Origin of the sequence: Methylobacterium sp. P1-11 (genome assembly GCF_008329595.1) — a bacterium.
Taxonomy (GTDB): domain Bacteria; phylum Pseudomonadota; class Alphaproteobacteria; order Rhizobiales; family Beijerinckiaceae; genus Methylobacterium.
In genome coordinates this window covers 112153-138395 of sequence record NZ_NPKS01000006.1, presented here as the reverse complement: position 1 = coordinate 138395, position 26243 = coordinate 112153, and the positions used below count along the sequence as shown (strand labels likewise).

At 71.2% G+C, this 26243-nt stretch carries 21 protein-coding genes; 15 read left to right on the top strand and 6 right to left on the bottom strand.

Features of this window, described 5'->3' with window-relative positions:
* The first annotated feature begins 2 nt into the window (after nucleotides 1-2).
* From CIW48_RS08420 to CIW48_RS08385, 8 genes are all read left to right on the top strand, one after another.
* Nucleotides 3-869, top strand: coding sequence for a lysophospholipid acyltransferase family protein (locus CIW48_RS08420; RefSeq protein WP_149310413.1), 867 nt, complete (start codon nucleotides 3-5; stop codon nucleotides 867-869).
* Nucleotides 870-1398: 529 nt separating this feature from the next.
* Nucleotides 1399-3135 (top strand): L-lactate permease, encoded by a 1737-nt coding sequence (locus CIW48_RS08415; RefSeq protein WP_149310412.1) that lies wholly within the window; start codon nucleotides 1399-1401, stop codon nucleotides 3133-3135.
* 311 nt (nucleotides 3136-3446) lie between these two features.
* Complete coding sequence (miaB, locus tag CIW48_RS08410; protein ID WP_149310411.1) at nucleotides 3447-4784, top strand: tRNA (N6-isopentenyl adenosine(37)-C2)-methylthiotransferase MiaB; 1338 nt, start codon at nucleotides 3447-3449, stop codon at nucleotides 4782-4784.
* A 130-nt stretch (nucleotides 4785-4914) separates the two neighbouring features.
* Complete coding sequence (locus CIW48_RS08405) at nucleotides 4915-5931, top strand: PhoH family protein (RefSeq protein WP_246695175.1); 1017 nt, start codon at nucleotides 4915-4917, stop codon at nucleotides 5929-5931.
* A 2-nt stretch (nucleotides 5932-5933) separates the two neighbouring features.
* Entirely contained in the window at nucleotides 5934-6413 is a 480-nt protein-coding gene (gene ybeY, locus CIW48_RS08400) for an rRNA maturation RNase YbeY (RefSeq protein ID WP_149310485.1), read from the top strand.
* 36 nt (nucleotides 6414-6449) lie between these two features.
* Complete coding sequence (locus CIW48_RS08395; RefSeq protein ID WP_149310409.1) at nucleotides 6450-7583, top strand: hemolysin family protein; 1134 nt, start codon at nucleotides 6450-6452, stop codon at nucleotides 7581-7583.
* Nucleotides 7584-7671: 88 nt separating this feature from the next.
* A complete protein-coding gene (lnt, locus tag CIW48_RS08390; RefSeq protein WP_246695168.1) occupies nucleotides 7672-9303 on the top strand; it encodes an apolipoprotein N-acyltransferase in 1632 nt (543 codons plus the stop codon).
* Entirely contained in the window at nucleotides 9300-10544 is a 1245-nt protein-coding gene (locus CIW48_RS08385; protein WP_149310407.1) for an MFS transporter, read from the top strand. The genes lnt and CIW48_RS08385 overlap by 4 nt, the downstream gene beginning before the upstream one ends.
* Here CIW48_RS08385 and CIW48_RS08380 read toward each other — a convergent pair.
* Entirely contained in the window at nucleotides 10496-10972 is a 477-nt protein-coding gene (locus CIW48_RS08380) for a cupin domain-containing protein (protein WP_149310406.1), read from the bottom strand. The genes CIW48_RS08385 and CIW48_RS08380 overlap by 49 nt on opposite strands.
* An 86-nt stretch (nucleotides 10973-11058) precedes the next feature.
* Complete coding sequence (locus CIW48_RS08375; RefSeq protein WP_149310405.1) at nucleotides 11059-12648, bottom strand: catalase; 1590 nt, start codon at nucleotides 12646-12648, stop codon at nucleotides 11059-11061.
* Between the two features lie 133 nt (nucleotides 12649-12781).
* Here CIW48_RS08375 and CIW48_RS08370 point away from each other — a divergent pair, with 133 nt between their 5' ends.
* The 5 genes from CIW48_RS08370 to ilvA all read left to right on the top strand — a co-directional run bounded on the left by CIW48_RS08370 (nucleotide 12782) and on the right by ilvA (nucleotide 18420).
* A complete protein-coding gene (locus tag CIW48_RS08370; RefSeq protein WP_149310404.1) occupies nucleotides 12782-13717 on the top strand; it encodes a LysR substrate-binding domain-containing protein in 936 nt (311 codons plus the stop codon).
* A gap of 81 nt (nucleotides 13718-13798) precedes the next feature.
* On the top strand, nucleotides 13799-15289 hold the full coding sequence (locus CIW48_RS08365; RefSeq protein WP_149310403.1) for a lyase family protein: 1491 nt from the start codon (nucleotides 13799-13801) through the stop codon (nucleotides 15287-15289).
* A gap of 110 nt (nucleotides 15290-15399) precedes the next feature.
* Nucleotides 15400-16458, top strand: coding sequence for an AbrB family transcriptional regulator (locus CIW48_RS08360; RefSeq protein ID WP_149310402.1), 1059 nt, complete (start codon nucleotides 15400-15402; stop codon nucleotides 16456-16458).
* Nucleotides 16455-16802 (top strand): diacylglycerol kinase, encoded by a 348-nt coding sequence (locus CIW48_RS08355; RefSeq protein WP_091779532.1) that lies wholly within the window; start codon nucleotides 16455-16457, stop codon nucleotides 16800-16802. Before CIW48_RS08360 ends, CIW48_RS08355 begins: the two co-directional genes overlap by 4 nt.
* Before the next feature lies 1 nt (nucleotide 16803).
* A complete protein-coding gene (gene ilvA / locus CIW48_RS08350) occupies nucleotides 16804-18420 on the top strand; it encodes a threonine ammonia-lyase, biosynthetic (protein WP_348645124.1) in 1617 nt (538 codons plus the stop codon).
* A 155-nt stretch (nucleotides 18421-18575) separates the two neighbouring features.
* Here the strand turns inward: ilvA and CIW48_RS08345 are convergent, their stop codons facing one another.
* From CIW48_RS08345 to CIW48_RS08335, 3 genes are all read right to left on the bottom strand, one after another.
* Nucleotides 18576-19235, bottom strand: a complete 660-nt coding sequence (locus CIW48_RS08345) for an MgtC/SapB family protein (RefSeq protein WP_149310400.1) — start codon at nucleotides 19233-19235, stop codon at nucleotides 18576-18578.
* An 82-nt stretch (nucleotides 19236-19317) separates the two neighbouring features.
* Nucleotides 19318-20256 (bottom strand): EcsC family protein, encoded by a 939-nt coding sequence (locus tag CIW48_RS08340; RefSeq protein WP_149310399.1) that lies wholly within the window; start codon nucleotides 20254-20256, stop codon nucleotides 19318-19320.
* A 25-nt stretch (nucleotides 20257-20281) separates the two neighbouring features.
* On the bottom strand, nucleotides 20282-21673 hold the full coding sequence (locus CIW48_RS08335; protein WP_149310398.1) for an AmpG family muropeptide MFS transporter: 1392 nt from the start codon (nucleotides 21671-21673) through the stop codon (nucleotides 20282-20284).
* A 218-nt stretch (nucleotides 21674-21891) separates the two neighbouring features.
* On the opposite strand from CIW48_RS08335, the gene CIW48_RS08330 reads away from it, so the two are divergent.
* Both CIW48_RS08330 and CIW48_RS08325 read left to right on the top strand, forming a co-directional pair.
* Nucleotides 21892-22953, top strand: coding sequence for a histidine kinase dimerization/phosphoacceptor domain -containing protein (locus CIW48_RS08330; protein ID WP_281407333.1), 1062 nt, complete (start codon nucleotides 21892-21894; stop codon nucleotides 22951-22953).
* A 57-nt stretch (nucleotides 22954-23010) separates the two neighbouring features.
* A complete protein-coding gene (locus tag CIW48_RS08325) occupies nucleotides 23011-23448 on the top strand; it encodes a response regulator (protein WP_149310396.1) in 438 nt (145 codons plus the stop codon).
* 40 nt (nucleotides 23449-23488) lie between these two features.
* On the opposite strand, the gene mutS is transcribed toward CIW48_RS08325, so the two are convergent.
* Nucleotides 23489-26206 carry a DNA mismatch repair protein MutS gene (mutS, locus tag CIW48_RS08320; protein ID WP_149310395.1) on the bottom strand — a complete coding sequence of 906 codons (2718 nt, stop codon included), beginning with the start codon at nucleotides 26204-26206 and terminating at the stop codon, nucleotides 23489-23491.
* Nucleotides 26207-26243: the final 37 nt, after the last annotated feature.

The window sequence follows — 26243 nt, the reverse complement described above, 5'->3', positions numbered from 1 at the left end:
CCGTGAGCCGCTTCGGCATTGCCTGGCGGGTCGCGGCCCTCGCTCTCGCCTTTGCGCTGCTGGGACCGCCGCACTGGATCGCACTGCGCCTGCTGGGCCGCCGCACGGCCCTGGCGCCGATCCTGTTTCACCGCACCGTCCTGCGCCTGTTCGGCGTACGGGTGACACAGAGCGGCATGCCGCCCGTCCTCGGCGAGCCTGCTCTGGTCCTCGCCAACCACGTGTCGTGGCTCGACATCATCGTGATCGGCGCGTTGCGGCCACTCTCCTTCGTGGCGAAGTCCGAGATTGCCGGCTGGCCGCTGATCGGCACCCTCGCCGGGTTGCAGCGGACGATCTACATCGACCGCCAGCGGCGCGGCGCGACCGCCCACGTCAGCACCGCCATGGGCCATCGCCTGGCCGAGGGCGAGCTGGTCGTGCTGTTCGCGGAAGGGACCACCGGTGATGGCACCCGGCTCCTGCCGTTCCGCTCCTCGCTGGTCGGCGCGGCCCGCGCGGCCCTGCAGGCCGAGGCCGGGCGCGGGCGGGTGCGCCTCCAGCCGCTGGCTATCGCCTATCCGCGTCGCAACGGCCTGCCGGTGACGCGCGCCGAGCGCGCCGAGATCGCGTGGTACGGCGACATGGAACTGGCGCCCCACCTTGCCGCCTTCCTGCAAGGCGGCCCGATCGACGTCCACGTCGTCTGGGGGGCGCCGATCGCCTTCGAGGCCACCACAGACCGAAAGGCCGCGACGGCCGCCGCCGAGGCCGAGGTGCGCGCGGCCCTGCGGGGCATGCGTGCGAGCGGCGGCAGCCTGCCCGCGCCGGATGCGCGGCCGGCTTCACCGGATCTCGGTCTCCAGGGCTCGGAGGTCGCGGCGATCTGAACCCGCCTCGGGTGCCGTCCGTGCAGGCAGGGTCACGTATGCAGCGAACGGGATCCGCTTCGGTGTGATGATCCGGGCGTATGGTCCGAGGGCGTCGCCCGCGCGGTCTCTGCGCGCAGGCGCGGCAAGCCAGCCAGCGCCACGTCGTTCAGTCTTGCGCTACGCCAAGCCGCGGTCTTGCGAGCGGGATGATGCCGGTCCGGAGCATGACCGGAGCTCCGATGGCGCCACCGTGCGACGCAGCTTCACCCCCGGAGACCGGGACGCTTCCGGGCAGCATACTCTTGAAGGACTCCAGTCCTGATCAGCAGGCTCGGCCGGTTCCGATGCCGAATGCAGGCCTGCACGCGGTGCGTCATGTTGGCAGCACGGGTGGGGCTGGAGTTGCACTGGGTGTGTTTGGCTGTCCACGCAAGAATAATCTGGAGAAATGACCGCCGGAATACATGATGCAACGCATTGAGCAGGCGGAATCCGTCTGCTAGCTAAGCCGCAACCCGGAACAGTCGGGAATTGTGGAGGACGCCCGTTGCAAACCTGGAATCAGGTTTACGATCCGTTCGGGAGCGCTTGGCTCTCGACGCTCGCCGCCTCAGTGCCGGTCATCGCACTGCTCGCAATGATCGCCAGCGGGCGGGTGAAGGCCCATATCGCGGCCGTCATCGCCCTCGGCCTCGCCATGCTGGTCGCCATCGTCGGCTTCGGCATGCCAACCGAACTCGCCACCCGGGCGGCCATCCTCGGGATGGTCACGGGCTTCTTCCCGATCGGCTGGATCATCCTCAACGTCATCTTCCTCTACCGGCTGACGGTGGAGAAGGGCTGGTTCGCGATCCTGCAGCAATCGGTCGCCGGCATCACGGCTGACCGGCGCCTGCAGCTGCTCCTGGTCGCCTTCGCGTTCGGCGCTTTCTTCGAGGGCGCAGGCGGCTTCGGCACGCCGGTGGCCGTCACGGGCGCGATCCTGATCGGCCTCGGCTTCTCGCCGCTCGCCGCCTCGGGCCTGTCGCTCATCGCCAACACCGCCCCCGTCGCCTTCGGAGCGCTCGGCGCGCCGATCCAGGGCCTCGCCTCGGTGACCGGCTACCCGCCCGAGATCCTCGGCGCGATGATCGGCCGGCAGCTGCCGCTGTTCTCGCTGATCGTGCCGTTCTGGCTCATCTGGGTGTTCGCGGGCTTCCGCGGCATGATCCGGGTGTGGCCGCCGATCCTGGTCTGCGGCGCCACCTTCGCGGTCGCGCAGTTCCTGATCTCGAACTACGTGAACCCGTGGATCGTCGATATCGGCGCCTCGCTCGCCTCGATGCTGGCCCTGGTCCTGTTCCTGAAGGTCTGGCAGCCCCGCGAGATCTGGACCTCGCCGGCTCTGCGCGGCCACGATCCGTCGCTGGCCGTGGCCGGACCCCGTCCGGTGGCACTCGGCGCCGGCGTGCCCGGCACGCCCCCGGTCCATACCGGTGCCCGCACCGCGTCGCAGGGCGAGATCCTGATGGCCTGGGTGCCGTGGATCATCCTCTCGGTCGTGGTGGCGATCTGGGGAACCGGCTGGTTCAAGGGTATCGTCAACCCGCTCTTCACCTGGAAATACGAGGTGCCGGGCCTGCACAACGTGATCATGAAGGTGCCGCCGGTGGTGGCCAAGCCCGTCCCCGAGGGCGCGGTCTTCCTGTTCACCTACATGTCCTACACCGGCACGGGCGTGCTGATCGCCGCGCTCATTTCCGGCCTGATCATGCGCTTCTCGCCGCTGCGCCTCGTCACGGCCTATTTCGAGACGATCTGGGCCCTGCGCTACTCGCTGATCACCATCGCGGCGATGCTCGCGCTCGGCGTCCTCACCCGCTACGCGGGCGTCGATGCCACGCTCGGCCTCGCCTTCGCGGGCACCGGCATCCTGTACCCGTTCTTCGGAACGCTGCTCGGCTGGCTCGGCGTGGCGCTCACGGGTTCGGACACGGCCTCGAACGTGCTGTTCGGCGGGCTGCAGCGGATCACCTCCGAGCAGCTCGGCTTGCCCGGCGTGCTGATGGCGGCGGCGAACTCGTCGGGCGGCGTGATGGGCAAGATGGTCGACGCCCAGTCGATCGTCGTCGCCTCGACGGCCACCGGCTATTTCGGCCAGGAAGGCAAGATCCTGCGCTTCGTGTTCTGGCACTCGATCGCGCTCGCCTGCCTCGTCGGCCTGTTCGTGATGCTGCAGGCCTACGTGCCGTTCTTCCAGCAGATGGTCATCGACCTGCCCGCTGCGGCGCCGGCCGCGCACTGAAGCCTCGATGGCTGCGCCGGTCGCCCACGGGCGGCCGGCGTCGACGCTCGGGCGTAGGACCCCCGTTCTGACCGACGGAACCCCGCACCGTCTGCGCGCGCCAGTCCACATTCACCGCGTCATTCCGGGCTCCGCTATGCGGCCCCGGAATGACGCGGTGCTGTGATTCGGTGAAGGCCGAGCCTGCGATTGCCGGATGGGAGCCGCCGCCGCCGCGACGGCCCGCACGATCCGTGCTAGAGGCCACGCGCCGGCCCATCCCTGGAGGGCGGGCTCGAGAATGGAAGCGGACTGGTTCGGGACGGCGCGCGTTGAAGAAGGCTTTCGTCAAATCCTACGGCTGCCAGATGAACGCCTACGACGCGGCGCGCATGGCCGACGTCCTCGGCGCTGAGGGCTACGCGGCGACCGACTCGGTCGAGGAGGCCGATGTCGTCGTCCTCAACACCTGCCACATCCGCGAGAAGGCCGCCGAGAAGGTCTATTCAGAACTCGGCCGCCTGCGCGTGCTCAAGGGCGAGCGGAAAGCGCAAGGTCTCGACACGCGCATCGTGGTAGCCGGCTGCGTCGCCCAGGCCGAGGGCGCCGAGATCCAGGCGCGCCAGCCCGCCGTTGACGTCGTGGTCGGCCCGCAGAGCTACCACCGCCTGCCGGACCTTCTGGCGCGGTCCCGGGAGCGCCGCGTCGTCGACACCGAATTCCCCGTCGAGGACAAGTTCAACCACCTGCCCCGGCGGCGGACGCTCGGGGCTTCGGCGTTCCTCACCGTGCAGGAGGGCTGCGACAAGTTCTGCGCCTTCTGCGTGGTGCCTTATACCCGCGGTGCCGAGATCTCGCGGCCCGTGGCGGCGGTGCTCGCCGAGGCCGAGAAGCTGGCCGAAGGGGGCGTGCGCGAGATCACGCTCATCGGCCAGAACGTCAACGCCTATCACGGCGACGGTGCCGACGGCGCGCCCGTGGGCCTCGCCGAACTGGTGCGCGCGGTGGCCCGGATCCCCGGCATCGCGCGGATCCGCTACACGACGAGCCACCCGAACGATTTCGACGACGCGCTGATCTGGGCCCATGCCGAGGTTCCGGCCCTGATGCCCTACCTGCACCTGCCGGTGCAGTCGGGCTCGGACCGGATCCTCGCCGCCATGAACCGCAAGCATACCGGCGACGCGTATCGGCGCCTGATCGACCGCGTGCGTACCGCCCGGCCGGACATCGCCCTCTCCTCCGATTTCATCGTCGGCTTCCCGGGCGAGACCGACGCGGATTTCGCCGATACCCTGCGACTCGTGCGCGAGATCGGCTTTGCGAGCGCCTTCTCGTTCAAGTACAGCCCCCGTCCGGGCACGCCGGCGGCCGATCGCGGCGATCAGGTGCCGGAGACCGTGATGGCGGCGCGGCTCGCGGAGCTGCAGGCGCTCCTCGACGGCCAGCGCCACGCCTATCAGCGGGCGGCCGAGGGCGGGGTCTTCGACGTGCTGGTGGAGAAGCCGGGGCGGCATCCCGGCCAGGTCGCGGGCAAGACGCCGCACCTGCTGGCCGTGCAGTTCGACGCCGCGCCTCACCATATCGGGCAGGTGGTGCCCGTTCGGATCACCGAGGCCGGCTCGAACAGCCTGTTCGGGCAGCTTGTCTCGGCGGCTGCGGCGGCATGACGGGCGGGTTCAAGACGGGGATGTTGGCGAGGATGACGGCTTGAGCGCAACGGACGGGGCGAGCGCGCGCGGCGCGCTCCGGGGTCGCGGCCCGGCGGCGCGGCCGGCCGGATCGGACGCGGCGGTCGAGGTGCCGCTGACCTTTGACGACAACCGCCTCGCGAGCCTCGTCTTCGGCCAATACGACCAGAACGTCGCCCATATCGAGCGCCGGCTGGACGTGACCGCCACCGCCCTCGGCAATCACCTCGTCATCAAGGGGCCGGCCGACGCCGCCGAGACGGCGCGGCGGGTGTTCCAGAAGCTCTACGCGCGGGTCCGCACCGGCGGCAGCACGCTGACGCTCGGCGACGTGGACGGCGCGATCCGCGAGGCCACCGCCCAGGCGACGCTGTTCCCCGCCGAGGCGATTGCCGCCGAGGCCGACAGTCCGCTTTTCGAGCAGATCGCCACCCGCAAGCGCGGGGCCGTGCGCGCGCGCAACCCGGCGCAGGACGAATACATCAAGCTCCTGCGCACCAACGAGCTGGTCTTCGCCGAGGGGCCGGCCGGGACCGGCAAGACCTGGCTCGCCGTCGGCCACGCCGTGTCGCTGCTGGAACAGGGCCATGCCGAGCGGCTGATCCTGTCGCGTCCGGCGGTCGAGGCCGGCGAGCGCCTCGGCTTCCTGCCGGGCGACATGCGCGAGAAGGTCGATCCCTACCTGCGGCCGATCTACGACGCCCTCTACGATTTCATGGAGGCGCGCCACGTCGACCGCGGCCTGCAGACCGGCACGATCGAGATTGCGCCACTGGCCTTCATGCGCGGGCGGACCCTGACCAACGCGGTGGTCCTGCTCGACGAGGCGCAGAACACCACCTCCATGCAGATGAAGATGTTCCTCACCCGCCTGGGCGAGGGCTCGCGCATGATCATCACGGGCGATCCGAGCCAGATCGACCTGCCGCCAGGCCAGAAATCGGGCCTCGTGGAAGCGGTCAGCGTGCTGGACGGCGTCTCGGGGATCGGGCACGTGCGGTTCAAGGATGTCGACGTGGTCCGCCACGACCTCGTCCGCCGGATCGTCACCGCCTACGAGCGCGCCGCCCACGGCAGCGCGGAGACCGACCGCAATCCCAATCCACGGCGGCGGCCGCTGGCGTGAGCATGCCGCACGCGATCGATCTCGCCGTCGAGGACGCGCGCTGGGAGGCGGCGATCCCGGACCTCGAGGCCTTAATCATGCGCGCCGTGGAAGCCGGCCTCGCCATCGCGCCCGAGAAGCCTGGCGGCCCCGTCGAGGTCAGCGTCCTGTTGACCGACGACGCCGCCGTGCAGGATCTCAACCGGACCTGGCGCGGGAAGGACAAGCCGACCAACGTCCTGTCCTTCCCGGCCGCACCGCAGCCGGCTCATCCCGGCGTCCCGACGCCGCTCGGCGACGTGGTCCTTGCTTACGAGACCCTGGTGCGCGAAAGTGCGGAGCAGTCGAAGCCGCTCCAGAATCACCTCGCCCACCTCCTCGTCCATGGCACCCTGCATTGTCTCGGTCAGGACCACGAGATCGGCGAGGCCGAGGCCGATGCCATGGAAGCCCTCGAGGTCGCGGCTCTCGCGACCCTCGGCATCCCGGATCCCTATGCCTGAGCGCGCGACGCCCGATCGACCCCAGACCCGAGAGACATGAGCAACGATCGAAGTCGCGGCGCGGCCCTGGCCGCGCCCAGTTCCACCGAGGGTGAATCCCAGCACCGGGAGCCCTGGTACGACCGCCTGCTTCAGGCCCTCCATCTCAAGCCGCGCGATTCGCTGCGCGAAGGCCTTGAGGAGGCGCTGGCGGAGCCGGATGCCGGCGAGAGCGGCCTCACCCCGCTCGAGCGCGTCATGCTCAAGAACGTCCTCGGCCTGCACAAGGTGCGCGTCGACGACGTGATGGTGCCCCGGGCCGACATCGTCGCCGTGTCGAACGACACGAGCCTCGGCGAGTTGCTCAAGCTGTTCCGCACGGCGGGTCATTCCCGGCTGCCGGTCTACGGCGAGACCCTCGACGATCCCCGCGGCATGGTCCATATCCGCGACCTCGTCGACCACATCGCCGCCAAGGCGGAGCCGGCCCGGCGCAGCGCGCCGGCCGTCGTGAAGCCCGCGGAGACGACGGTCGACGGTGCCGCGGATGCATCCGCGGCACCGCGCCCGCGCCGGCCGGCGGCGCGCCTGCCGCGCGGGCTGGATCTCGGCAAGGTCGACCTGACGACGACTCTGGCGGCTGCGCGCATCCAGCGTCCGGTCCTGTTCGTGCCGCCCTCGATGCCGGCCATCGACCTGCTGGTGCGCATGCAGGCGACCCGCACCCACATGGCCCTGGTCATCGACGAGTATGGCGGCACCGACGGGCTGATCTCCATCGAGGATCTGATCGAGGTCGTAGTCGGCGACATCGAGGACGAGCATGACGTCGCCGAGGACAAATACGTCCAGCGCGTCGACGGCGAGGGCGAGGTCTTCGTGGCCGACGCGCGCACGCCGCTGGCCGAGGTCTCCGAGGTGACGGGCGTCGACCTCGTGGCGGCGGTCGGCGAGATGGCCGAGGAGATCGACACGCTCGGCGGCATGATCGTCACGCTGGCCGGCCGCGTCCCGTCGCGGGGCGAGTTGATCGCCGGCCCGGGCGATCTCGAATTCGAGGTTCTCGATGCCGATCCCCGGCGCCTGAAGCGCCTGCGGTTCCACAAGGGTGCGGCGCGGATCGGTGCCGTCGTGCCGCTCGCCCTGCCCCCGCCGTCGAGCAAGCCGGTCGCCGAGACGCCGCACCCGTGACGGTCGCGGCGTGACGGGTGCGGCGGACGGTTTCGCCCGGTCGCCCTCGGCGGTCGGCGCATCCATGCGCGGGCCGATGCGGGGTCCCATGTCCGATCCGGAGCGCGCGCGCGTGCCGGGCGCCGTCCGGGCTATCGGGCGCCTGACCGGCTGGCGCCGGCTCGGGCTTGCGTGGCTCGCGGGCGCGCTCGGCGCATTGGCCATGCCGCCCTACGGCATCCTGCCGGCCCTCGTCCTGTCCCTGACGGTCGCGGTCTGGCTGCAGGACGGGGCCGCCTCCGACCGGACCACCCTCCGGCGGTTCTGGCCCTGTTTCCTGGTCGGCTGGGCCTGGGGCTTCGGCTATCTCACCGCCGGTCTCTGGTGGCTGGGCCAGGCCTTCCTGGTGGAGGCCGACGAGTTCCTCTGGGCCCTGCCGCTGGGCGTCGTCGGCCTGCCCTTCGTCCTCGGCCTGTTCTACGGGGCCGGCTTCGGCGCGGCGGGCCTGCTATGGGGCCGGGGCGCGGCGCGGATCGCCGCCCTCGCCTTCGGGCTCGGCGCCGCCGACTGGCTGCGCGGTCACCTATTCACGGGCTTCCCCTGGAACACCCTCGGGATGGCGCTGGCCCAGAACCTCTGGCTGATGCAATGGGCCGCGACGATCGGGCTCTACGGCCTGTGCATCCTGGCCGTGCTCGTCTGCGCGGCGCCCGCGACCCTGGCCACCGGCGCGACTCGGCGCGACCGGTTCGGGCCGAGCGTCGCCGCCGCCATCATGCTCATCGGCATGGCCCTCGCCGGCGCCGAGCGGCTCGGCCCGCCCGATCCGGCCGTGTCCGGAATCCGGCTGCGCCTCGTTCAGCCGAACCTGCCGCAGGATGCCAAGTTCAGGCCGGAAAACCGGGCCGATATCGTCGACCGCTACATCGAGTTGAGCCAGCGCCCGACCGAGGCGGGGGCGCCCGAGCCGACCCACATCGTCTGGCCGGAATCCGCCTTCCCGTTCCTGATCCAGCGGGATCCCGACGCCCTGGCCAAGGTGGCGGCCGGCCTGAAGCCCGGGCAGCAGCTGATCACCGGGGCGGCCCGTGCCGAGGAGCCGCTGCCGGGCGAGCGCCTGCGCTTCTTCAACGCCGTCATGGTGATCGGGCCGGACGGCACGATTTCCGACAGCTACGACAAGGTCCACCTCGTTCCGTTCGGTGAATACCTCCCGGCGCCGCTCGATGCCGCCCTGCGGGCCCTCGGCCTACGGCAGTTCGTGGCCATTCCGGGCGGCTTCTCGGCTGGATCACTCGCCGGTCAACGGATCCTGACGGTTCCGGGCCTGCCGCCGGTGGCGGCGACGATCTGCTACGAGGCGATCTTCCCGGGCGCGATCCTGCCTCTCGGACACGCCGCGCCGTCGCCGCAGCCGCCGGGGCTCATCCTGAACGTCACCAACGACGCTTGGTTCGGCGACACGCCCGGTCCGCGCCAGCACCTGGCCCAGGCGCGCCTGCGGGCGGTCGAGGAGGGATTGCCGCTCGTGCGCGACGCCAATACCGGGATCTCCGCAGTGATCGACCCGCATGGCCGAATCGTCGCCCGGACGAGGCTGGACGCGGAGACCTGGCTCGACGCGGATCTGCCCGCCCGCATCGTCGGCGGCACGCTCTATGGCCAGTTCGGCGATGCCGCCTTCGCGCTGATGCTCGCCGCCTGCCTCGGCGGTGCCGTGATCGCGCGGCGGCGGCCGTGAGCCCGGGGCGCACCAGCGCGAACCGTTTCCTGCTCGGCCTGGCGCTGATGCTGGTGGCGTTCAACCTGCGCCCGGCGCTCAGCACGGTCGGCCCGCTGCTGGCGACGATCCGGGACGGCACCGGCCTCGGTGCCGGCGGCGTCGCCATCCTCACCACGCTGCCGGTCCTGTGCCTGGGCATCGCCTGCGCGCTGGCCGCGCCGCTGATCCGCCGGATCGGGCCCGACCTCGCGGTTCTCGCCGGATCGACGATCCTGGTGGCCGGCCTGGCGCTTCGCGGCCTCGGCGGCCTCGTGCCGCTCTTCGCCGGAACGGCGCTCGCCGCGATCGGGATCGGCCTCGACAACGTCCTGCTGCCGGCCCTCGTGAAGCGCGATTTCGCCGGCAGCGGCGGTCTGATGACCGGACTCTACACGATGACCCTGTGCCTCGGCGCCGCCGCCGGCGCCGGGGCGGCGGTTCCGGTGGAGCACGCCCTCGGGGGCGGATGGCCCTCTGCCCTGGCGGTCTGGTCGCTGCCGGCGCTCGTCGCCGCCTTCGTGTGGATCCCGTTCGCGCGCCGGACGATGTCGACCGCCGCGCCCTCCGCCGGGCGACTGCTGCGCGACCCGCTGGCCTGGTGGGTGACCGGCTTCATGGGCCTGCAATCGTCGCTCGCCTACATCCTGTTCGGCTGGCTGCCGCTGCTGCTGCAGGGACGCGGCCTCACGCCGCTCGATGCCGGGCTCTACGCCTCGCTGACCACGCTGGTTCAGGCTCCCGGCGCGCTCCTCACCGCCATGCTGGCCGCGCGCGCCCGGGATCAGCGGGGCTGGATCGTGGCCATCCCGGGCCTCACCGCCGTGGCCTTCCTGGTCCTCGCCTTCGGGGCGGACTCACTGCGCATTCCGGCTGCCGGCGCCCTCGGCTTCGGCATCGGCGGGTGTTTCGGCCTCGGTCTCACCCTGATCGTCCTGCGCGCCGCCGACGCGGCGAGCGCCGCAGGGCTCTCGGCCATGGCGCAGGGCATCGGCTACACGGGCGCCTGCCTCGGGCCGCTGGTCTTCGGCTTGGCCCATGAGTCCACGGGCGGCTGGGGCGTGCCGGGGGCCCTGTTCGTCGGCATCGCCGTCGCGGCGATCCTGATCGGCCAGGCCGCGGGCCGCGACCGCAAGGTCAGCGCGGCCGAGCCTGAGATGCGCGGGAAAGCGGCTCAGCCGCTGGCGTCGCTCCAGCCCGCGAAACCGGCCAGCGGTTCCTGATCGTAGCGCGCCATCAGGTCGGTCATCGCGACCCGATCCGAGAGGCGGCCCTCCGCGGCCAGCTGCGCCAGCCCCTCGAAGAAGCCCTCACGACCCAGCGCCGGCGCGAAGCTCAGGGTGAAGCGGACCGGCTCTTCGCTGCGATTGGCGAAGGCGTGGGCGATCCCGGGCGGGATCAGCGCGAAATCGCCTGGCCCGAGCGCGTGGTCCGTATCGCTGACATGCAGGGCGAGCCGGCCCGCCTCGACCGAGAAGGTCTCGGTCAGCCGGGCGTGGCGGTGCAGTCCGGCACCGGGCGTCCGCGGATCCATGTCGACCCGATAGATGCCGAGGCCGTCGCCCGTCTCGTCGCTGCGCGCCAGATAGGAGATCCGCATGCCGCCGACGACGGCGTTCGGGCCGAGCCCGCGCTGCACGACACTCGTCATCGCCGTCCCCGCTGGGTGTCCAAACAGGAACCCCGCGCGGCCGGGTGACCGCGCGGGGCTTCGATCGTGGTCGCGGCGCGCGCGGCTTACTCGGCGGCGACCCGGTGGGCCTGCGACCCGTCCGTGTAGGTCTCGGACTGCAGGCGCTTGCCCGGGGCGGCCCGGCCCGGCAGCGGCGGCAGGGCCTTGGCCTTCTCCAGGTCGATCCCGGCGCCCTCTGCGACCCGGCGACCGTAATCCTCGTCGGCGTGCCAGAAGTGCCAGACCATCCGCAGCTGGATCGGCTCCGGGCACTGCTTCATGTCGGCCACGAGGTTGGCGATCAGGTCCTCGCGCTCCCAATCCTCGAAGGAGCGGTAGCGCACGCCGGCCTGCGTGTAGTCGTCCTCTGTGCGCGAGGTCTGGTAGCGGCCGAGATTGCCCTGGACCGGCTGGTGATAGTCCTTGGCCGGCTTCGGCGCCTCGCGCAGGCCTTCGGCCAGGGTGGAGGGCTCGTAGTTGATGTGCTTGTTCGGGCCGGTGCCGTCGACACCGTAGGTCATCTGCCCGTCCCGCTGGTTCGAATAGACCTTCACGCCGGGCTGCGGCGCGTTGATCGGCAGCTGCAGGTAGTTGGCGCCGACGCGGTAGCGCTGGGTGTCCGAGTAGGACAGCGTCCGGCCCTGGAGCATCTTGTCGTCCGAGAAGTCGATGCCGTCGACCAGAACGCCGGTGCCGAAGGCCGACTGCTCGACCTCAGCGAAGAAGTTGTCCGGCACGCGGTCGAGCACCATCCGGCCGCAGGGCAGGAGCGGGAACTGGTCCACCGGCCAGAGCTTCGTGTCGTCCAGCGGGTCGAACGAGAGGTGGTCGTTCGGGCCGTCCGGCATGATCTGCACGGCGAATTCCCACTCGGGGAAGTTGCCGGCCTTGATGTTGTCGTACAGGTCGCGGGTCGCGTGGCCGACATCCTTGGCCTGGATCTCGGACGCTTGGCTCGAGGTCAGGTTCCGGACGCCCTGCTTGGGGATCCAGTGGAACTTGCAGAGCACCGCCTCGCCCTGGTCGTTGACCAGCTTGTAGGTGTTGACGCCCGAGCCTTCCATCTCCCGGTAATTGGCCGGGATTCCCCAGGGCGACTTCAGGTGCGTCACCATGTGGATCGCTTCGGGGTGCTGGGCCACGAAGTCGAAGAAGCGCCATGCCTCCTGGCGGTTCGTCACCGGATCCGGCTTGAACGCGTGGATCATGTCCGGGAACTTGATCGCGTCGCGGATGAAGAAGACCTTGAGGTTGTTGCCCACGAGGTCCCAGTTGCCGTCGACGGTCTTGAACTTCACCGCGAAGCCGCGCGGGTCGCGCTCGGTCTCCGGGCTCTCCTTCGCGCCGGCGACGGTGGAGAAGCGCACGAACATCGGCGTCTTCACGCCGGTCTCGTTCAGAACGCGGGCGCGGGTGTACTTGGAGGCCGGCTCGTCGCCGATCTTGCCGTAGGCCTCGAACCAGCCATGGGCGCCGGCGCCGCGGGCGTGGACGACCCGCTCCGGGATCCGCTCGCGATCGAAATGCGTGATCTTCTCGATGAACTGGTAGTTCTCGAGCGTCGCCGGGCCGCGCTCACCGACCGTTCGGGTGCTCTGGTTGTCGCGGACCGGATGGCCCTGGCGGGTGGTCAGGATCGGGCGTTGATCGCTCATGCGTACCGTCTCTCCGTTCTGCGAAGGCTCTCGGCGGACGAGGTCAGCCTGGAACCGTTCTGGTGAAAGGTTATGACCCCGGCGTGACCCCGAGGCAAATGCATCGTCACAAAGGTTCTGATAGACGCAGCCTATGAATCTGGCCGGCCTCTCGCTTCGGGATCTCGAATATGTCGTCGCGGTCGCCGACGAGGGGCATTTCGGCCGGGCCGCCGAGCGCTGTAATGTCAGCCAGCCCACATTGAGCGTGCAGGTGCGTAAGCTGGAAACCGCGCTCGGCCTGACTTTGTTCGAGCGCTCGAACCGCCGGGTCCTGCTCACCGAGGCCGGGCAGGCGATCGTGCGGCAGGCGCGGGTGGTGCTCGCGGAGGCGCATCGGCTGCTGGCGCTCGCCAGCGAGGGCCGCGGCTCGCCGCTGACCGGCCGGCTCGTCCTGGCGGCGATCCAGACGCTCGGCCCCTACTTCTTCCCGCTGGTGCTGCGGCCGCTGCGCGAGCAGTACCCGCTGCTGATGCTGTCGCTGTCGGAATCGCGGACCGCCGACATCGTCGAGGGCCTGCGCGACGGCCGCGTCGACGCGGCCCTGGTGTCGCTGCCGCTGCCGTCCGGCGGGTTCGCGGTCTCGCCGCTGTTCGTCGAGCCGTTCTGGCTCGCCTGCCCGTCCGAGCACACCCTCGCCCGGGGCGGCGCGCTCTCGGCCGCCGAGATCGCGGGGCCGGACCTCCTGCTGCTCGACGAAGGCAATTGCCTGCGCGACCAGACGATCGCGGCCTGCGGCGCCGGCTCCTCGGTCGGCCGCCACGCCACCAGCCTGGAGACGCTCCGCTCGATGGTGGCCGCGGGCGCCGGATACACGCTGCTTCCGGCCCTCGCGGTGCCCGCCAATCCCGATCCCAGCGGCCTGACGGTCACCCGGGCCTTCGATGTCGACGGTCCCGGTCGGACGATCGCGCTGGTCTGGCGGGCGAGCGATCCGCGCGCCGCGGGACTGGCGAGCCTCGCCGCCTTCTTCCGGGCGCACGCGCCGCCCGGCACCACGGCCTACCGGGGCGACGACGCGGTGGCGTGAGGCGCTCGCGTCATGAGGTCGTGATGCGGACGGACGCGCGGCGGGTCTATCAGGACCGGTCAGAACATGCGGAGCAGGCCGATGCGGCGCAGGATGATCTGGGGGGCTCTGGTGCTGCTGGCCCCCGTCGGCGCCCGCGCCGCGCCGACCGACAGCTTCGCGCGGATCGATCAGATCGACCGGGCCTCCCTGGTAATGAGCGTGGAGACCGGCATCGTCCCGCGTCCACTGGCCGCGACCATCGCCCGCGCCCTCGATCAGGTCGCCGCCGACGCCGCCAAGCCGGGTGCGGAACGGCCGGACGACTACCTCCGGATCGAGCCGCTGATCACCGCCATCGCCGGCCCCGACGCCACCCGGATGCATTCGGGGCGCAGCCGCCAGGACATCATCCCGACGGTGCTGAAGCTCGAGCAGCGCGACCGCCTCCTCGCCCTCGCCGCGGCCCTGAACGCGACCCGGGCCGCCCTGCTGGCGGTCGCCGATCGCGAGGCCGACACGATCGTCCCGGCCTATACCAACGGCGTCCAGGCCCAGCCGACGACGCTCGGCCACCTCTATCTGGGCTACGCGGCCGTGCTCGCCCGCGACGCGGATCGCCTGCGGGAGGCCTGGGCGCGCCTGAACCTGTCGCCGCTGGGCGCGGCTGCCCTCGGGACGTCGAGCTTCCCGGTGGATCGCAACCGGCTGGCGGCGCTGCTCGGCTTCGACGGGCCGGTCGAGAACAGCTACGATGCCGGCCAGCTCGCGCCCATGGATCTCGGCCTGGAGCTGACCGGTCTGGCGGGCAACCTCGCCACAATCGCCGGCAGCTTCGCGCAGGACCTCTACGCCCAGTATCACCAGACGCGGCCGTGGATCCTGCTTCGGGAGGGCGCGCTGACCGGACCGAGCAGCATCATGCCGCAGAAGCGCAATCCCGTGGCGCTCTATGCCCTGCGCATGAAGGCCAGCGACGTGGTCGGCGCTGCGCAGGCCTTCGTCATCATGGCCCACAACGTCGAGTCCGGGATGCCGGACTACAAGCGCAACCAGGACGAGCCGCCGGGGCGGACGCTCGCCGAGGCCGCCGAGATGTGCCGGCGCTGGACCCGCGTCCTCGACGGGCTGGTCGTGGACCGGGCGCGCGCCGCCGACGAGGTCGCGGCGGATTACGCGACCACCACCGAACTTGCCGACACGCTCCAGCGCGAGGCGGACGTGCCGTTCCGGCTCGGCCACCACTTCGCGTCGGAACTCGTGGGCTACGGCCGCGGCCACGATCTGCGCCCGGCCGATCTGCCCTTCCCGGAGGTGCGGCGGATCTACGCCGAGGCCGTTGCCGGGTCGGGGTTGATGCCGGACCTGCCCCTCGACGAGGCCCGCTTCCGGGCGGCTTTGTCGGCGCGCGGCATGGTCGACGCCGCCAAGGGACTCGGCGGACCGCAACCCGCGGAGGTCCGGCGCATGCTGGCCGGCGCCCGGGACCGGCTGGCGGCCGACCGCATATGGCTCGACGCCCGCCGCAAGGGGCTGGACGAGGCCCGGGCGCGCCTCGACGCCGCCTTCGCGGGCCTGACGCGCGAGCCCTGATCCCGGCGCGGGGGCGCCGTGCCGAAACTCTGCCGTGACAGGGCCAATATTGCGGTATAGCGCGCGCCTGACGCCTGCCGGCTCGTGCGGGCCGCTCCCGATCGGTTGCCTTGCCCCCTCTCCGCACAATCGGCCTCTGGGCCGCCCTCGCCGCCGCGTCCGCACTCGTCTCGTATGGCCTCGTGCGCGCGCAGTTTCCGGCCGCGCTGCTGCTCGGGCCGATGATCGCGGCCATCGCCTTCGGTGTCGGCGGCTCGCGCCTGCGCGTGCCCCGTTCCGCGTTCCAGGCCTCGCAGGCGGCGATCGGCTGCCTCGTGGCGCACGCGGTCACCGGGCAGATCGCCCAGACCCTGCTGGCGGACGGGCCGCTCATCGTCGCCGTCGTGCTGGTGACCGTCGCGGTCAGCGGGCTCGTCGGCTGGATCCTGACCCGCCTGCGCGTGCTCCCCGGGACCACGGCGGCCTGGGGCTCCTCCCCCGGCGGCGCCTCGGCCATGGTCGCCATGGCGGAGGATTTCGGCGCCGATCCGCGCCTCGTCGCCTTCATGCAGTATGTCCGCGTCGCCGCGGTGGTGTTCTCGGCCTCGCTGGCCGCCCGTTTCCTGATGGAAACCCCGGTCCCGGGAGCGGCTGCGGGCGTGGGTGAGGCGACCGGTCCGCTCTCGCTGCTCGCGACGCTCGCCGTCGCGGTCGTGGGTGCGGGTGCGGCGCTCGCGCTGCGTGTCCCGGCCGGCGCGCAGGTCGGCCCGATGGTGCTCGGCAGCCTGCTTCACGCCACCGGCCTCGTCCGCATGGCGCTGCCGGTGCCGATCCTCGAACTCGCCTACGCCTGCATCGGCATCTATGTCGGCCTACGGTTCACCCGTGAGACGCTGCGCCTGACCGTCACGGCCCTGCCCGGAATCCTGGCGGCGACCTTCTCGGTCATCACCCTGTGCGCGGCCTGGGGCTGGGGGCTGACTCTGCTTCTGCCGATCGACCTCCTCACCGCGGTGCTGGCCACGAGCCCCGGCGGCCTCGATTCGGTGGCGATCATCGCGGTCGGCTCGAAGGCCGACGTCTCCTTCGTGCTGGCGGTCCAGACCCTGCGCCTGTTCGTGGTTCTGCTCACCGGCCCGCTGCTCGCCAAGTGGATCAGCCGGTCCGTGCCGGAGACGGCCATCCGATGAACGCCCTGGTTCTCGCCTTCCTGAATTCCTGGCGCGGCCTGCGCCACGGCGCGCGCACCGAGCGGGCCGTGCGGCAGGAACTCGTGCTCCTGGCCCTTGGCGTGCCGGTCGCCCTCTTCCTCGGCGCGACGCTCTGGGTGCGCGTCGCCCTGATGGGCAGCCTGCTGTTGATGCTGGCCGCCGAGTTCCTCAACACCGCCGTCGAGAAGCTCTGCGACCATGTCCATCCGGGTCATCATCCGATGATCGGCACCGTGAAGGACCTCGCCTCCGCCGGCACCTTCATGGCGCAGATGGCCGCCCTGCTCGTCTGGGTGGCGGCGCTGGTCGAGCGGCTGGGCTGATCTGCCTCGCGCCGGGCGCGCTCGCATCCGCGGGCCGGAGGGTCTATCTGGCCGGCATAGCCCTGCACATCGGCCGAGACTCCACACCGTGACGGACTACATCCGCAAGATCCTCACCGCCCGCGTCTACGACGTGGCGATCGAGAGCCCCCTCGATCCGATGCCGCGCCTGACGCAGCGGCTCGGCCGGCCGGTTCTGCTGAAGCGCGAGGATCTCCAGCCGGTCTTCTCGTTCAAGCTGCGCGGTGCCTACAACAAGATGTCGGGCCTGAGCCCCGACCAGATCGCCCGCGGCGTCGTCTGCGCGTCCGCCGGAAACCACGCGCAGGGCGTGGCGCTCGCCGCCGCCAAGCTCGGCGCGCGCGCGGTCATCGTGATGCCGCGCACCACCCCGTCGATCAAGGTCGATGCCTGCCGGGCTCGCGGCGCCGAGGTGGTGCTGCACGGCGACGCCTTCGATGAGGCGCTCGCGCAGGCGAAGATCCTCGAGGCCGAGCAAGGCCTGACCTTCCTGCACCCGTTCGACGATCCCGACGTGATCGCCGGCCAGGGGACCATCGGCAAGGAGATCCTGGAGCAGCATACCGGGCCGATCGAGGCGATCTTCGTGCCGGTGGGCGGCGGCGGGCTGGCCGCAGGGATCGCCACCTTCGTGAAATACCTTCGGCCGGGCACCAAGGTGATCGGCGTCGAGCCCGAGGACGCCGCCTGCATGGCAGCGGCGCTGGCGGCCGGCACCCGGGTCAGCCTGCCCAGCGTCGGCCTGTTCGCCGACGGCGTCGCCGTGCGTCAGGCCGGCGAGGAGACGTTCCGGCTCTGCCGTGAGCACCTCGACGAGGTCATCACCGTCGACACCGATGCCATGTGCGCCGCGATCAAGGACATCTTCGACGACACCCGCGCGGTGTCGGAGCCCTCCGGGGCGCTGAGTCTGGCCGGCGCCAAGCTCTACGCCGAGCGCGAGGGTGGGGACGGCACGCTGATCGCCATCTCGTCGGGGGCAAACCTGAATTTCGACCGCCTGCGCCATATCGCCGAGCGTGCCGAGATCGGCGAGCAGCGCGAGGTCCTGATCGGCGTGACCATCCCGGAGCGCCCCGGCGCCTATCGTGCCTTCATCAACGCCCTCGGGCCGCGGGCCATCACGGAGTTCAACTACCGCCACGCGCCGGGATCCGAGGCCCAGATCTTCGTCGGCATCAACATCAGCGGCGGCAAGCGCGAGAAGCAGGCGCTGATCGGCTCGCTGCGGGAGGCCGGCTATCGGGTCCTCGACATGAGCGACAACGAGATGGCCAAGGTCCATGTCCGCTACATGGTCGGCGGCCGCGCCGTCGGCGTCGCCCATGAGCGGCTGTTCCGCTTCCAGTTCCCGGAGCGGCCGGGCGCGCTGATGAAGTTCCTCGATGCCTTGGGGCCGGATTTCGACATCACGCTGTTTCATTACCGCAATCACGGCGCCGATTACGGCCGGGTGCTCGCCGGCATCGCGGTGCCGCCGGCCGGGCGCGCGCGGTTCGACGCCGTCATCGAGGCGCTCGGCTATCCGGCCACCGACGAGACCGAGAACCCGGCCTACCGCCTGTTCCTCGACGGCGAGGGCGCCGGGGCGGCGTGATCAGCCACCGGCCCGGACGGTCCTCGATCGAAGACTTCGGCTCCGTCTGAGCCAGCGGGGCGCAGCCATCCGGCTGCGCCACAACCGCCGGCATCGCGCTGCCCTGGTTCGCTGCGCAGCGCCCGCGGTGACGGAGGGTGCTGCGCCGGACGCCGTCACTCCTCGGCCACTTCCACCGAGGTGACATCGGGCATCGCCCGCAGCTTCGCCGCGATCGCCTCGAAGCTCGTCCGGGACAGGCGCACGAACGTGATCGTTACCTCGTCGTGGTCCGGGTCAGGGCCCGGATGGACCTTGAAGGTCCGGACCCGCGAGGCGCGCTCGCCGGTCGCCGCCTGCAGGGTGTCGATCGAGATCGTTCCCGTCCGCGCGGTCAGCCGCAGCGTCTGGGCCCGCATCCGGTCGCGCCAGCGCTCCTCAAACGGCTTCACCCCGGCCAGGATGCCGACGATGAGCGCCGTCGCGGCCAGGGCCGGCACGTAGAGGCCGCTGCCGATCGCCAGCCCGATCGCCGCGACGCCCCAGAGACTGGCCGCCGTGGTGAGGCCCTTCACCACCTCCCCGCGCAGCAGGATCGTCCCCGCGCCCAGGAAGCCGATGCCGGAGACCACCTGCGCGGCGATACGGGAGGGATCGAGCACGACGTGTGCGGTGCCCAGCACGTCGGAGAAGCCGAAGGCCGAGACCAGCATGATCAGGCAGGAGCCGACGCAGACCAGCATGTGCGTCCGCAGGCCGGCCGCCCAGAGCAGGCGCTCCCGCTCCAGCCCAATGACGCTCCCGAACAGGGCCGCCAGCGCCAGCCGGGCCACCATCTCGCCGTTGCCGATCAGGATCGCCTCCGTCCCTCCGCCCCGTGCGGATGGGGCGGATCCTTGCGGCTTAACCGGGGGCGGATCAAGCGATCCCGAGCGCCGCCTTCTCGACCTCGTAGGCGGCCCGCACGGCGGCGGCCCCGTAGGAGCGCTCCAGGCGCCGGACGGTGAAATGCGCGCGTGCGGTCGACTGGAAGTGGTTCATGAAGGCGGTGTTGACCGCGGCTCCACCGAAGGCGCCGAGGATCGGCACCGCCTGCGCGGCGACCTTCTGGGAAACCACCAGACCGAAGCGCGCGGCGATCTGCGCGGTGAATCGGATCAGCGCCGGGGCCGATTGGTCGAGGAGCGTCTTGCTGCCAGCGTAGCGGGCGGCCTCCGACAGGGTCTTGGCCAGGGCGGCACGGACGGCGAAATAGCCGCTCTCGGTCAGCGCCGCGCCGGCCTCGGTCTCGGCCACGGTCCGGCCGCCGAGGGCGAAGACCTGCACGCAGGCGAGCGCCCCCTCGGGGGTCTCCAGATTCTCACCCTCCTCCCGGGCGATCTCGGCGATTGAGCGCAGCATCAGCGTGGTCGAGACCGGGAGCTCCACCGCCAGCGTCGCGAGCCCGAACGCGCCGCCGACCGCGCCCGAGAGCGCCGCCATCGCCTTGTGCTTGGCGTCGCCCGAGCCGAGCAGCCGCGCGATCCGGCCCTCGGCCTTCGCGGCGACCGCGCCGAGGCCGTCACGCTCGGCGGCGACGAGTTCCTTGCGCGGCAGCGTCGCCAGCGCGACGTGGAGCGCGCCCCGCATGGCCGCCTCGGTGCTGCGGCTGACGGCCTCGGTGACCGGCGCCGGCAGCGACCGGCCGATGATGTCGAGGGGGGCGCCGGCCGCCGCGGAGAGCCGCGCCGCCAGGCTCGGACGCTCCAGCACCTGCACGGCGCGGCGCAGGGCGGCCAGGTCCGCGTCGCTCAGCACCGTCTCTGGAGTCGCCGCCGGCAGCGTCTCGCCGGCGAGGGTGAGGTCGCTCGTGCTCATCCGATGATCCTTGGATCTGTCCCGCTCACGCCGCTCCCGGGGCGCGCGCCGTGGTAGGAAGCTCGGGCCCCGGGATGCGGTTCCCCGCCTCGTGCCCGTCTCGCGCCGGCGCCGCAGCCGCCGTCTCAGCCTGCAAGCTGCGCCGCCCGACGGCGACGCAGAGGATCAGGACCGGGATGCCCACGAGCGAGGTCATGACGAAGAAGGCCGGATAGCCGATCGCCGCGACCACGAAGCCCGACGAGCCCGCGATCAGCTTGCCCGGCAGCGCGTAGAGCGAGGAGAACAGTGCGTATTGCGTCGCCGCGTAGGCCGGGCTGGTGAGGCTCGACATGTAGGCGATCAGCACGATGCCGGCAAAGGAGCCGCAGAAATTCTCGACGGAGATGGCGACCGTCAGGCGCCACAGCTCGGGCGCGCCGGCCGCCAGCCACGCGAAGGCGAGGTGCGAGGAGGCGGCCAGGAAGGCGCCCAGCAGCAGCGTCGGGAACAGGCCGAGGCGGGCGAGCGCCCAGCCGCCCGCGAAGCCGCCCGCGATGCCGACCCAGATGCCGTAGAGCTTGGTGACGGTGGCGATCTCCTTGAGGTCGAAGCCCAGCGTCCGGTAGAGCGGGCTCGCCATCACGCCGGACAGGAAGTCGGGCAGCCGGAACAGGGCTACGAGCAGGAGGATGCCCCAGAGGGCGCCGCCGAACCGGCCGTACAGTTCGGTGAGCGGCTCCAGCACGGCGCGGCGCATCGACCAGAAGCGGGACCGGCCGGGCGTCTCCGCCTGGACCGCGCGCGGCCTGTCGAAGGCCGGGGCCAGCAGGGCCGCGATCATCCCGACCAGCATGAGCCCGGCCATGATCAGGTAGGCCATCGTCCAGCCGCCGGACGCGGCGATGAACAGCGCGCCCGCGCCGGCCGTGATCAGGCCGAGGCGGTAGCCGAGATTCGAGGTCGCCGCCAGGATGCCCTGGAAGTCGCTGCCGGCGGCGTCGATGCGCCAGCCGTCGATCACCACGTCCTGGCTGGCCGCGCAGAAGGCCACCAGGAAGGCCCCGAGGCCCAGGAGCGCGAGGTTGGTCTTCGGGTCCGAGAAGGCCATCAGGATCAGGCACAGCGCGACCGCGGCCTGCGTGGTCACCATCCAGGCCCGCCGGCGCCCGAGCCGGGCGCTCAGTACCGGCACGTTCAGGCGGTCGATCGCAGGGGCCCAGAGGAACTTCAGCGAGTAGGGCAGCGCCACGTAGCTGAACAGGCCGATCGCCCGCACGTCGATATCCGAGAAGGCGAGGCGGAGTGTGAAGGTCCCCAGCACCAGGAGCAGCGGCAGGCCCGAGGAGAATCCGAGCGCCAGCATGAGCGCGATCCGCCGGTCCTCGACGATGTCGCGGAGCCGGAAGCGACGCATCGCCTGTGGCTGGTTCGCCATGGCATGGAACTCCTGAGCCTTCGTGGCCTTGATCTCGCGAAATCGTGGCAGCCTTACGCCGCACCGGTTTTCGCTGGATCGTGCTGTCTTGCGCCTCAATCTTGGTAGAAGCTTGCTTAACGCGGTCTCCACATTCCGCGATCGGAGCGCGATGGTGGCGCCGCCGGACGGACGGATGCACCGCCTCATTGTGGAATGATGCGTTGAGTGTCCGATCCGTGTCCGGTCCGCCCCTCGCGACGCTCGTCGACGCCTTCGCGTCCAGCCCGTCGCCGATGGTCATCACTGATGCCCGCGCCCCCGACAACCCGATCGCCTGGGCGAACGTCGCGTTCCTGAACGCGACCGGCTATGCCGCCGACGAGATCGTCGGGCGCAACTGCCGGATGCTGCAGGGGCCGGCCACGGACCGGTCGACGGTGCAGCGCATCCGCTCGGCGGTCGAGGCCGCCGAGCCGATCTCGGTGGAACTGCTCAACTACCGCAAGGACGGGACGTCCTTCTGGAACGCGATGACGATCACCCCGGTGCGCGATGCCGAGGGCCTCGCCTATTTCTACGCCGCTCAGGCGGACATGACCCATGTCCACCAGATGGAAGTGTCGATGCGCGGTACCAACGACGAGCTGGAGCGCCTCGTCCGAGCCCGGACCCACGACCTGACCACGGCCCTGGAGCAGAAGACCGCCCTGCTCCACGAAGTCGATCACCGGGTGAAGAACAATCTTCAGGTGATCTCCTCGCTGATGCTGCTGAAGGCCCGGCGCACGCCTGAGGGCGAGGCGCGGGACGCGCTCCAGAGCATGGCGGAGCGGATCGGCGCGCTGTCGACGGCCCACAGGATGCTCTATTCCGAGGGGGATTGTACGCATTTCAACCTCGGCGATTTCGCGGACGAGTTCCTGGCGGACATGAATGCCGGCCTCGACCCGGAGCGGCGCCGGGTGGAGGCCGATGTCGAGCCGATCGCGGTGACCGCCGCGATGGCGGCACCCCTGGCGCTGCTGATCCACGAACTCACGGCCAATGCGCTGCGGCACGCCTTCCCGGGCGAGCGGGAGGGCCGCGTCTCGATCACCGTCCGCCGAACCGATGCCGGCATGCACATGACGATCCGCGACGACGGCGTCGGGGTCGCCGCGGCGTCCCCCAATCCGGCTGGCTTCGGGCGCAATCTCGTGGAGATGGTGGTTCGACAGATGCGCGGGACGATCGCCTGGACGGACGCCAGTCCGGGCACGACCGTCGAGATCCAGATCCCGATTCGGCAGCCGGCTTGAGAAATCGACGTTGAGGCCGCAAGCTCACTGGCCTCGGGGCGGGAGGACGAAGAACGCATGGGGACCGGGAATGCCGCCGCGGACGCCGTCCTCCGCATCCTCGTGGTGGAAGACGAGGCCCTGATCGCCCTCGAACTCGAATGTCTGCTGGATGATCTCGGGCATGTCACGGTCGGCGTCGCCGGCAACGCCGCCGAGGCGATCGCCATGGGCCGATCCACGGCGCCCGACGTCGCCCTCGTGGACATTCACCTCGTCGACGGCCCGACCGGCATCGAGGTCGCCCGTGCGCTCTCGGCCGACCGGCGCACCACCGTGGTGTTCATGACCGCCAACGCCAAGCGCATCCCGGCCGATTTCGCCGGCGCGATCGGAGTGATCGCGAAACCCTATTCCGAGCGCGTCGTGGCCAGCACCCTCGACTACGTGGCTGATCGCCGGGCCGGCCGCGACGGGCCGGCCTGTCCGGACGGATTCTGGCCGGCGCCCGTCTGAAGCGCTTCGGGCCAAGCCGCCACCGCGCGGCCTCGGGGTCTCAGCCCCGCGCCGCGCGCTCCCGCTTGAGCCGATAGAGCGCATCCAGCGCCTCCCGGGGCGTCAGCGAGTCCGGATCGATGGCGTCGAGCATCGCGCCCAGCGGATCTTCCGGCGTCGGCTCCGGCGGCGGAGGTGGCGCGAGGGCGGCGAAGAGCGGCAGATCGTCGATCCGGGCGCGGGCCGGGCGCCCACGCTCGGCCGTCTCGAGACTCTTGAGGATCGCGCCGGCCCGGGTCACGACGCTGCCGGGCAAACCGGCGAGCCGCGCCACCTGCAGGCCGTAGCTGCGATCGGCGACCCCCGGCACGACTTCGTGCAGGAACACGACTCCGTCCCGATGCTCGGCCACCTTCAGGGTCGCGTTCTCCAGCCGCGCTAGCCGGTCGCCGAGCGCGGTCAGCTCGTGGAAATGCGTGGCGAACAGCGCCCGGCAGGCATTGACCTCGTGGAGGTGCTCCAGGCAGGCCCAGGCGATCGACAGGCCGTCGAAGGTCGCGGTGCCGCGTCCGATCTCGTCCAGGATCACCAGCGAACGCCGCGTCGCCTGATTGAGGATCGCGGCGGTCTCGACCATCTCGACCATGAAGGTCGATTGCCCCCGGGCAAGGTCGTCGGCGGCGCCGACCCGGGAGAACAGGCGGTCGACCCGGCCGATCCGCGCTTCCGCGGCCGGCACGAAGCCGCCCATCTGCGCGAGCACCGCGATCAGCGCGTTCTGGCGCAGGAAGGTCGACTTGCCGCCCATGTTGGGTCCGGTGATCAGCCGGATCCGGCCGCGTGTATCGCCGGAGAGGTCGCAATCATTGGCGATGAACGGTTCGCCCGCGCGCCGCAGGGCGGCTTCGACCACCGGATGGCGGCCGCCGACCACGACGAAGCTCAAGGAATCATCCACCACGGGCCGCCGCCAGTCGAGTTCGACGGCGAGGTCCGCATGGCTCGCCGCCACGTCGAGACCGGCCAGTGCCTCGGCCACCACGGCGATCGCCTCGGCCTTGGCGAGGACGCGGGCCGCGAGGTCGTCGAAGACGGCGGCCTCCAGGGCAAGCGCCCGGTCTGAGGCGCCCGAGATCTTCGATTCGAGTTCGCCCAGCTCGACGCTGGTGAAGCGCATGGCGTCCACCATGGTCTGGCGGTGGACGAACTCGCTCTGGAGACCCTTCAGGCAGGCCTCGCCTACGGATTGCGGAACCTCGATGAAGTAGCCCAGCAGGTTGTTGTGCTTGATCCGCAGGGTCCGGCAGCCGGTTTGCTCGGCATAGCGCGCCTGCAGGGCGGCGATCACCTTGCGGGAATCCTGCCCCAGTGTTCGTGCCTCGTCGATTGCCGGATGATAGCCGGCGCGCACGAAGCCGCCGTCACGACGGCTGAGGGGCAGATCGTCGGCGAGCGCCGCCGCCAGGGTGGCGATGAGATCCGGATCGGCCTCAGCCAGATGCTCCGCCAGCCGGGCGAGATCCTCGGGCAGGTCCGGAATGGCGGTGAGGCGGGCGCCGAGATCCCTGGCCACGGCGAGGCCGTCACGGATGGCGGCGAGGTCCCGGGGGCCCGCGCGGCCGAGGCCGGTCCGCGACAGGGCGCGGGCGAGGTCCGGCGCCCGGACGAGGGCGTCGCGCAGGCCGCCGCGCAGGCGGGCGTCCTCCACCAGATGCGCCACGGCCGCATGTCGCCGGGCGATGGCGCCGAGGTTCGTGAGCGGGCCCGCGAGGTGCTCGGCCAGCAGCCGCGCGCCGTTCGCCGTCACGGTGCGGTCGATCGTGGCGAGCAGGCTCCCGGTCCGCTCTCCCGACAGGGTGCGGGTGAGTTCGAGATTGGCGCGCGTCGCCGCGTCGATCGCCAGGGTCGCGCCGCCGTCTTCGCGGGTCGGAACCGCCAGGGGCGGCCGGGCCGCGAGCTGCGTCCGGGCGATGTAGAGCAGCGCCGCCCCGGCCGCCGCGATCTCGGCCCGGGTGAACTGGCCGAACCCCTCCAGGGTCGTCACCCCGTATTGCTCGCGCAGGCGCCGTTCGGCGGCGGCCGGCTCCAGCTCCGCCTGGGCTAGGGGCACGATCGCGGCACGGCTTTCCTGCCAGATCCGCGCGAGGGCCGGATCGGCGTGGATCGCCTCGGAGAGGACGATCTCCCGCGGGTCGTGCCGGGCGATGGCACCCGACAGGTCACCGCCCGCGACCTCGCTCAGGGAGAAGCGCCCGGTGGAGATGTCGACGGCTGCCAGCCCATAGGCGACTGCCCCCTCCCCGGTCTTCCGGCGGCCGATCGCCAGGAGCAGGTTGGCGCGGGCCGGGTCGAGAAGTCTATCCTCCGTGATCGTACCGGGCGTGACCAGGCGCACGACCTCGCGGCGGACCACGGATTTCGGACCGCGCTTCTTGGCCTCGGCCGGATCCTCGGTCTGTTCGCACACCGCGACCCGGTGACCGAGGGCGATCAGGCGGTTGAGGTAATCGTCGGAGCGCTCGACCGGCACGCCGCACATCGGGATCTCGCTGCCCGCGTGCTTGCCGCGCTTGGTCAGGACGATGCCGAGCGCCCGGGAGGCGATTTCCGCATCCTCGAAGAACAGCTCGTAGAAATCGCCCATCCGGTAGAACAGGAGGCAGTCCGGATTGGCGGCCTTGATCTCGATATACTGCGCCATCATCGGCGTCGCGCCGGCCGGGTCCAGGCCGGGCGTGGGCGTCGGGTCGGGGGCGGGGCGGACGGCGGTTCGGGCCATGCCGCCTCTTAGCAGAGCGCCGCCGGCGAATCAGGCC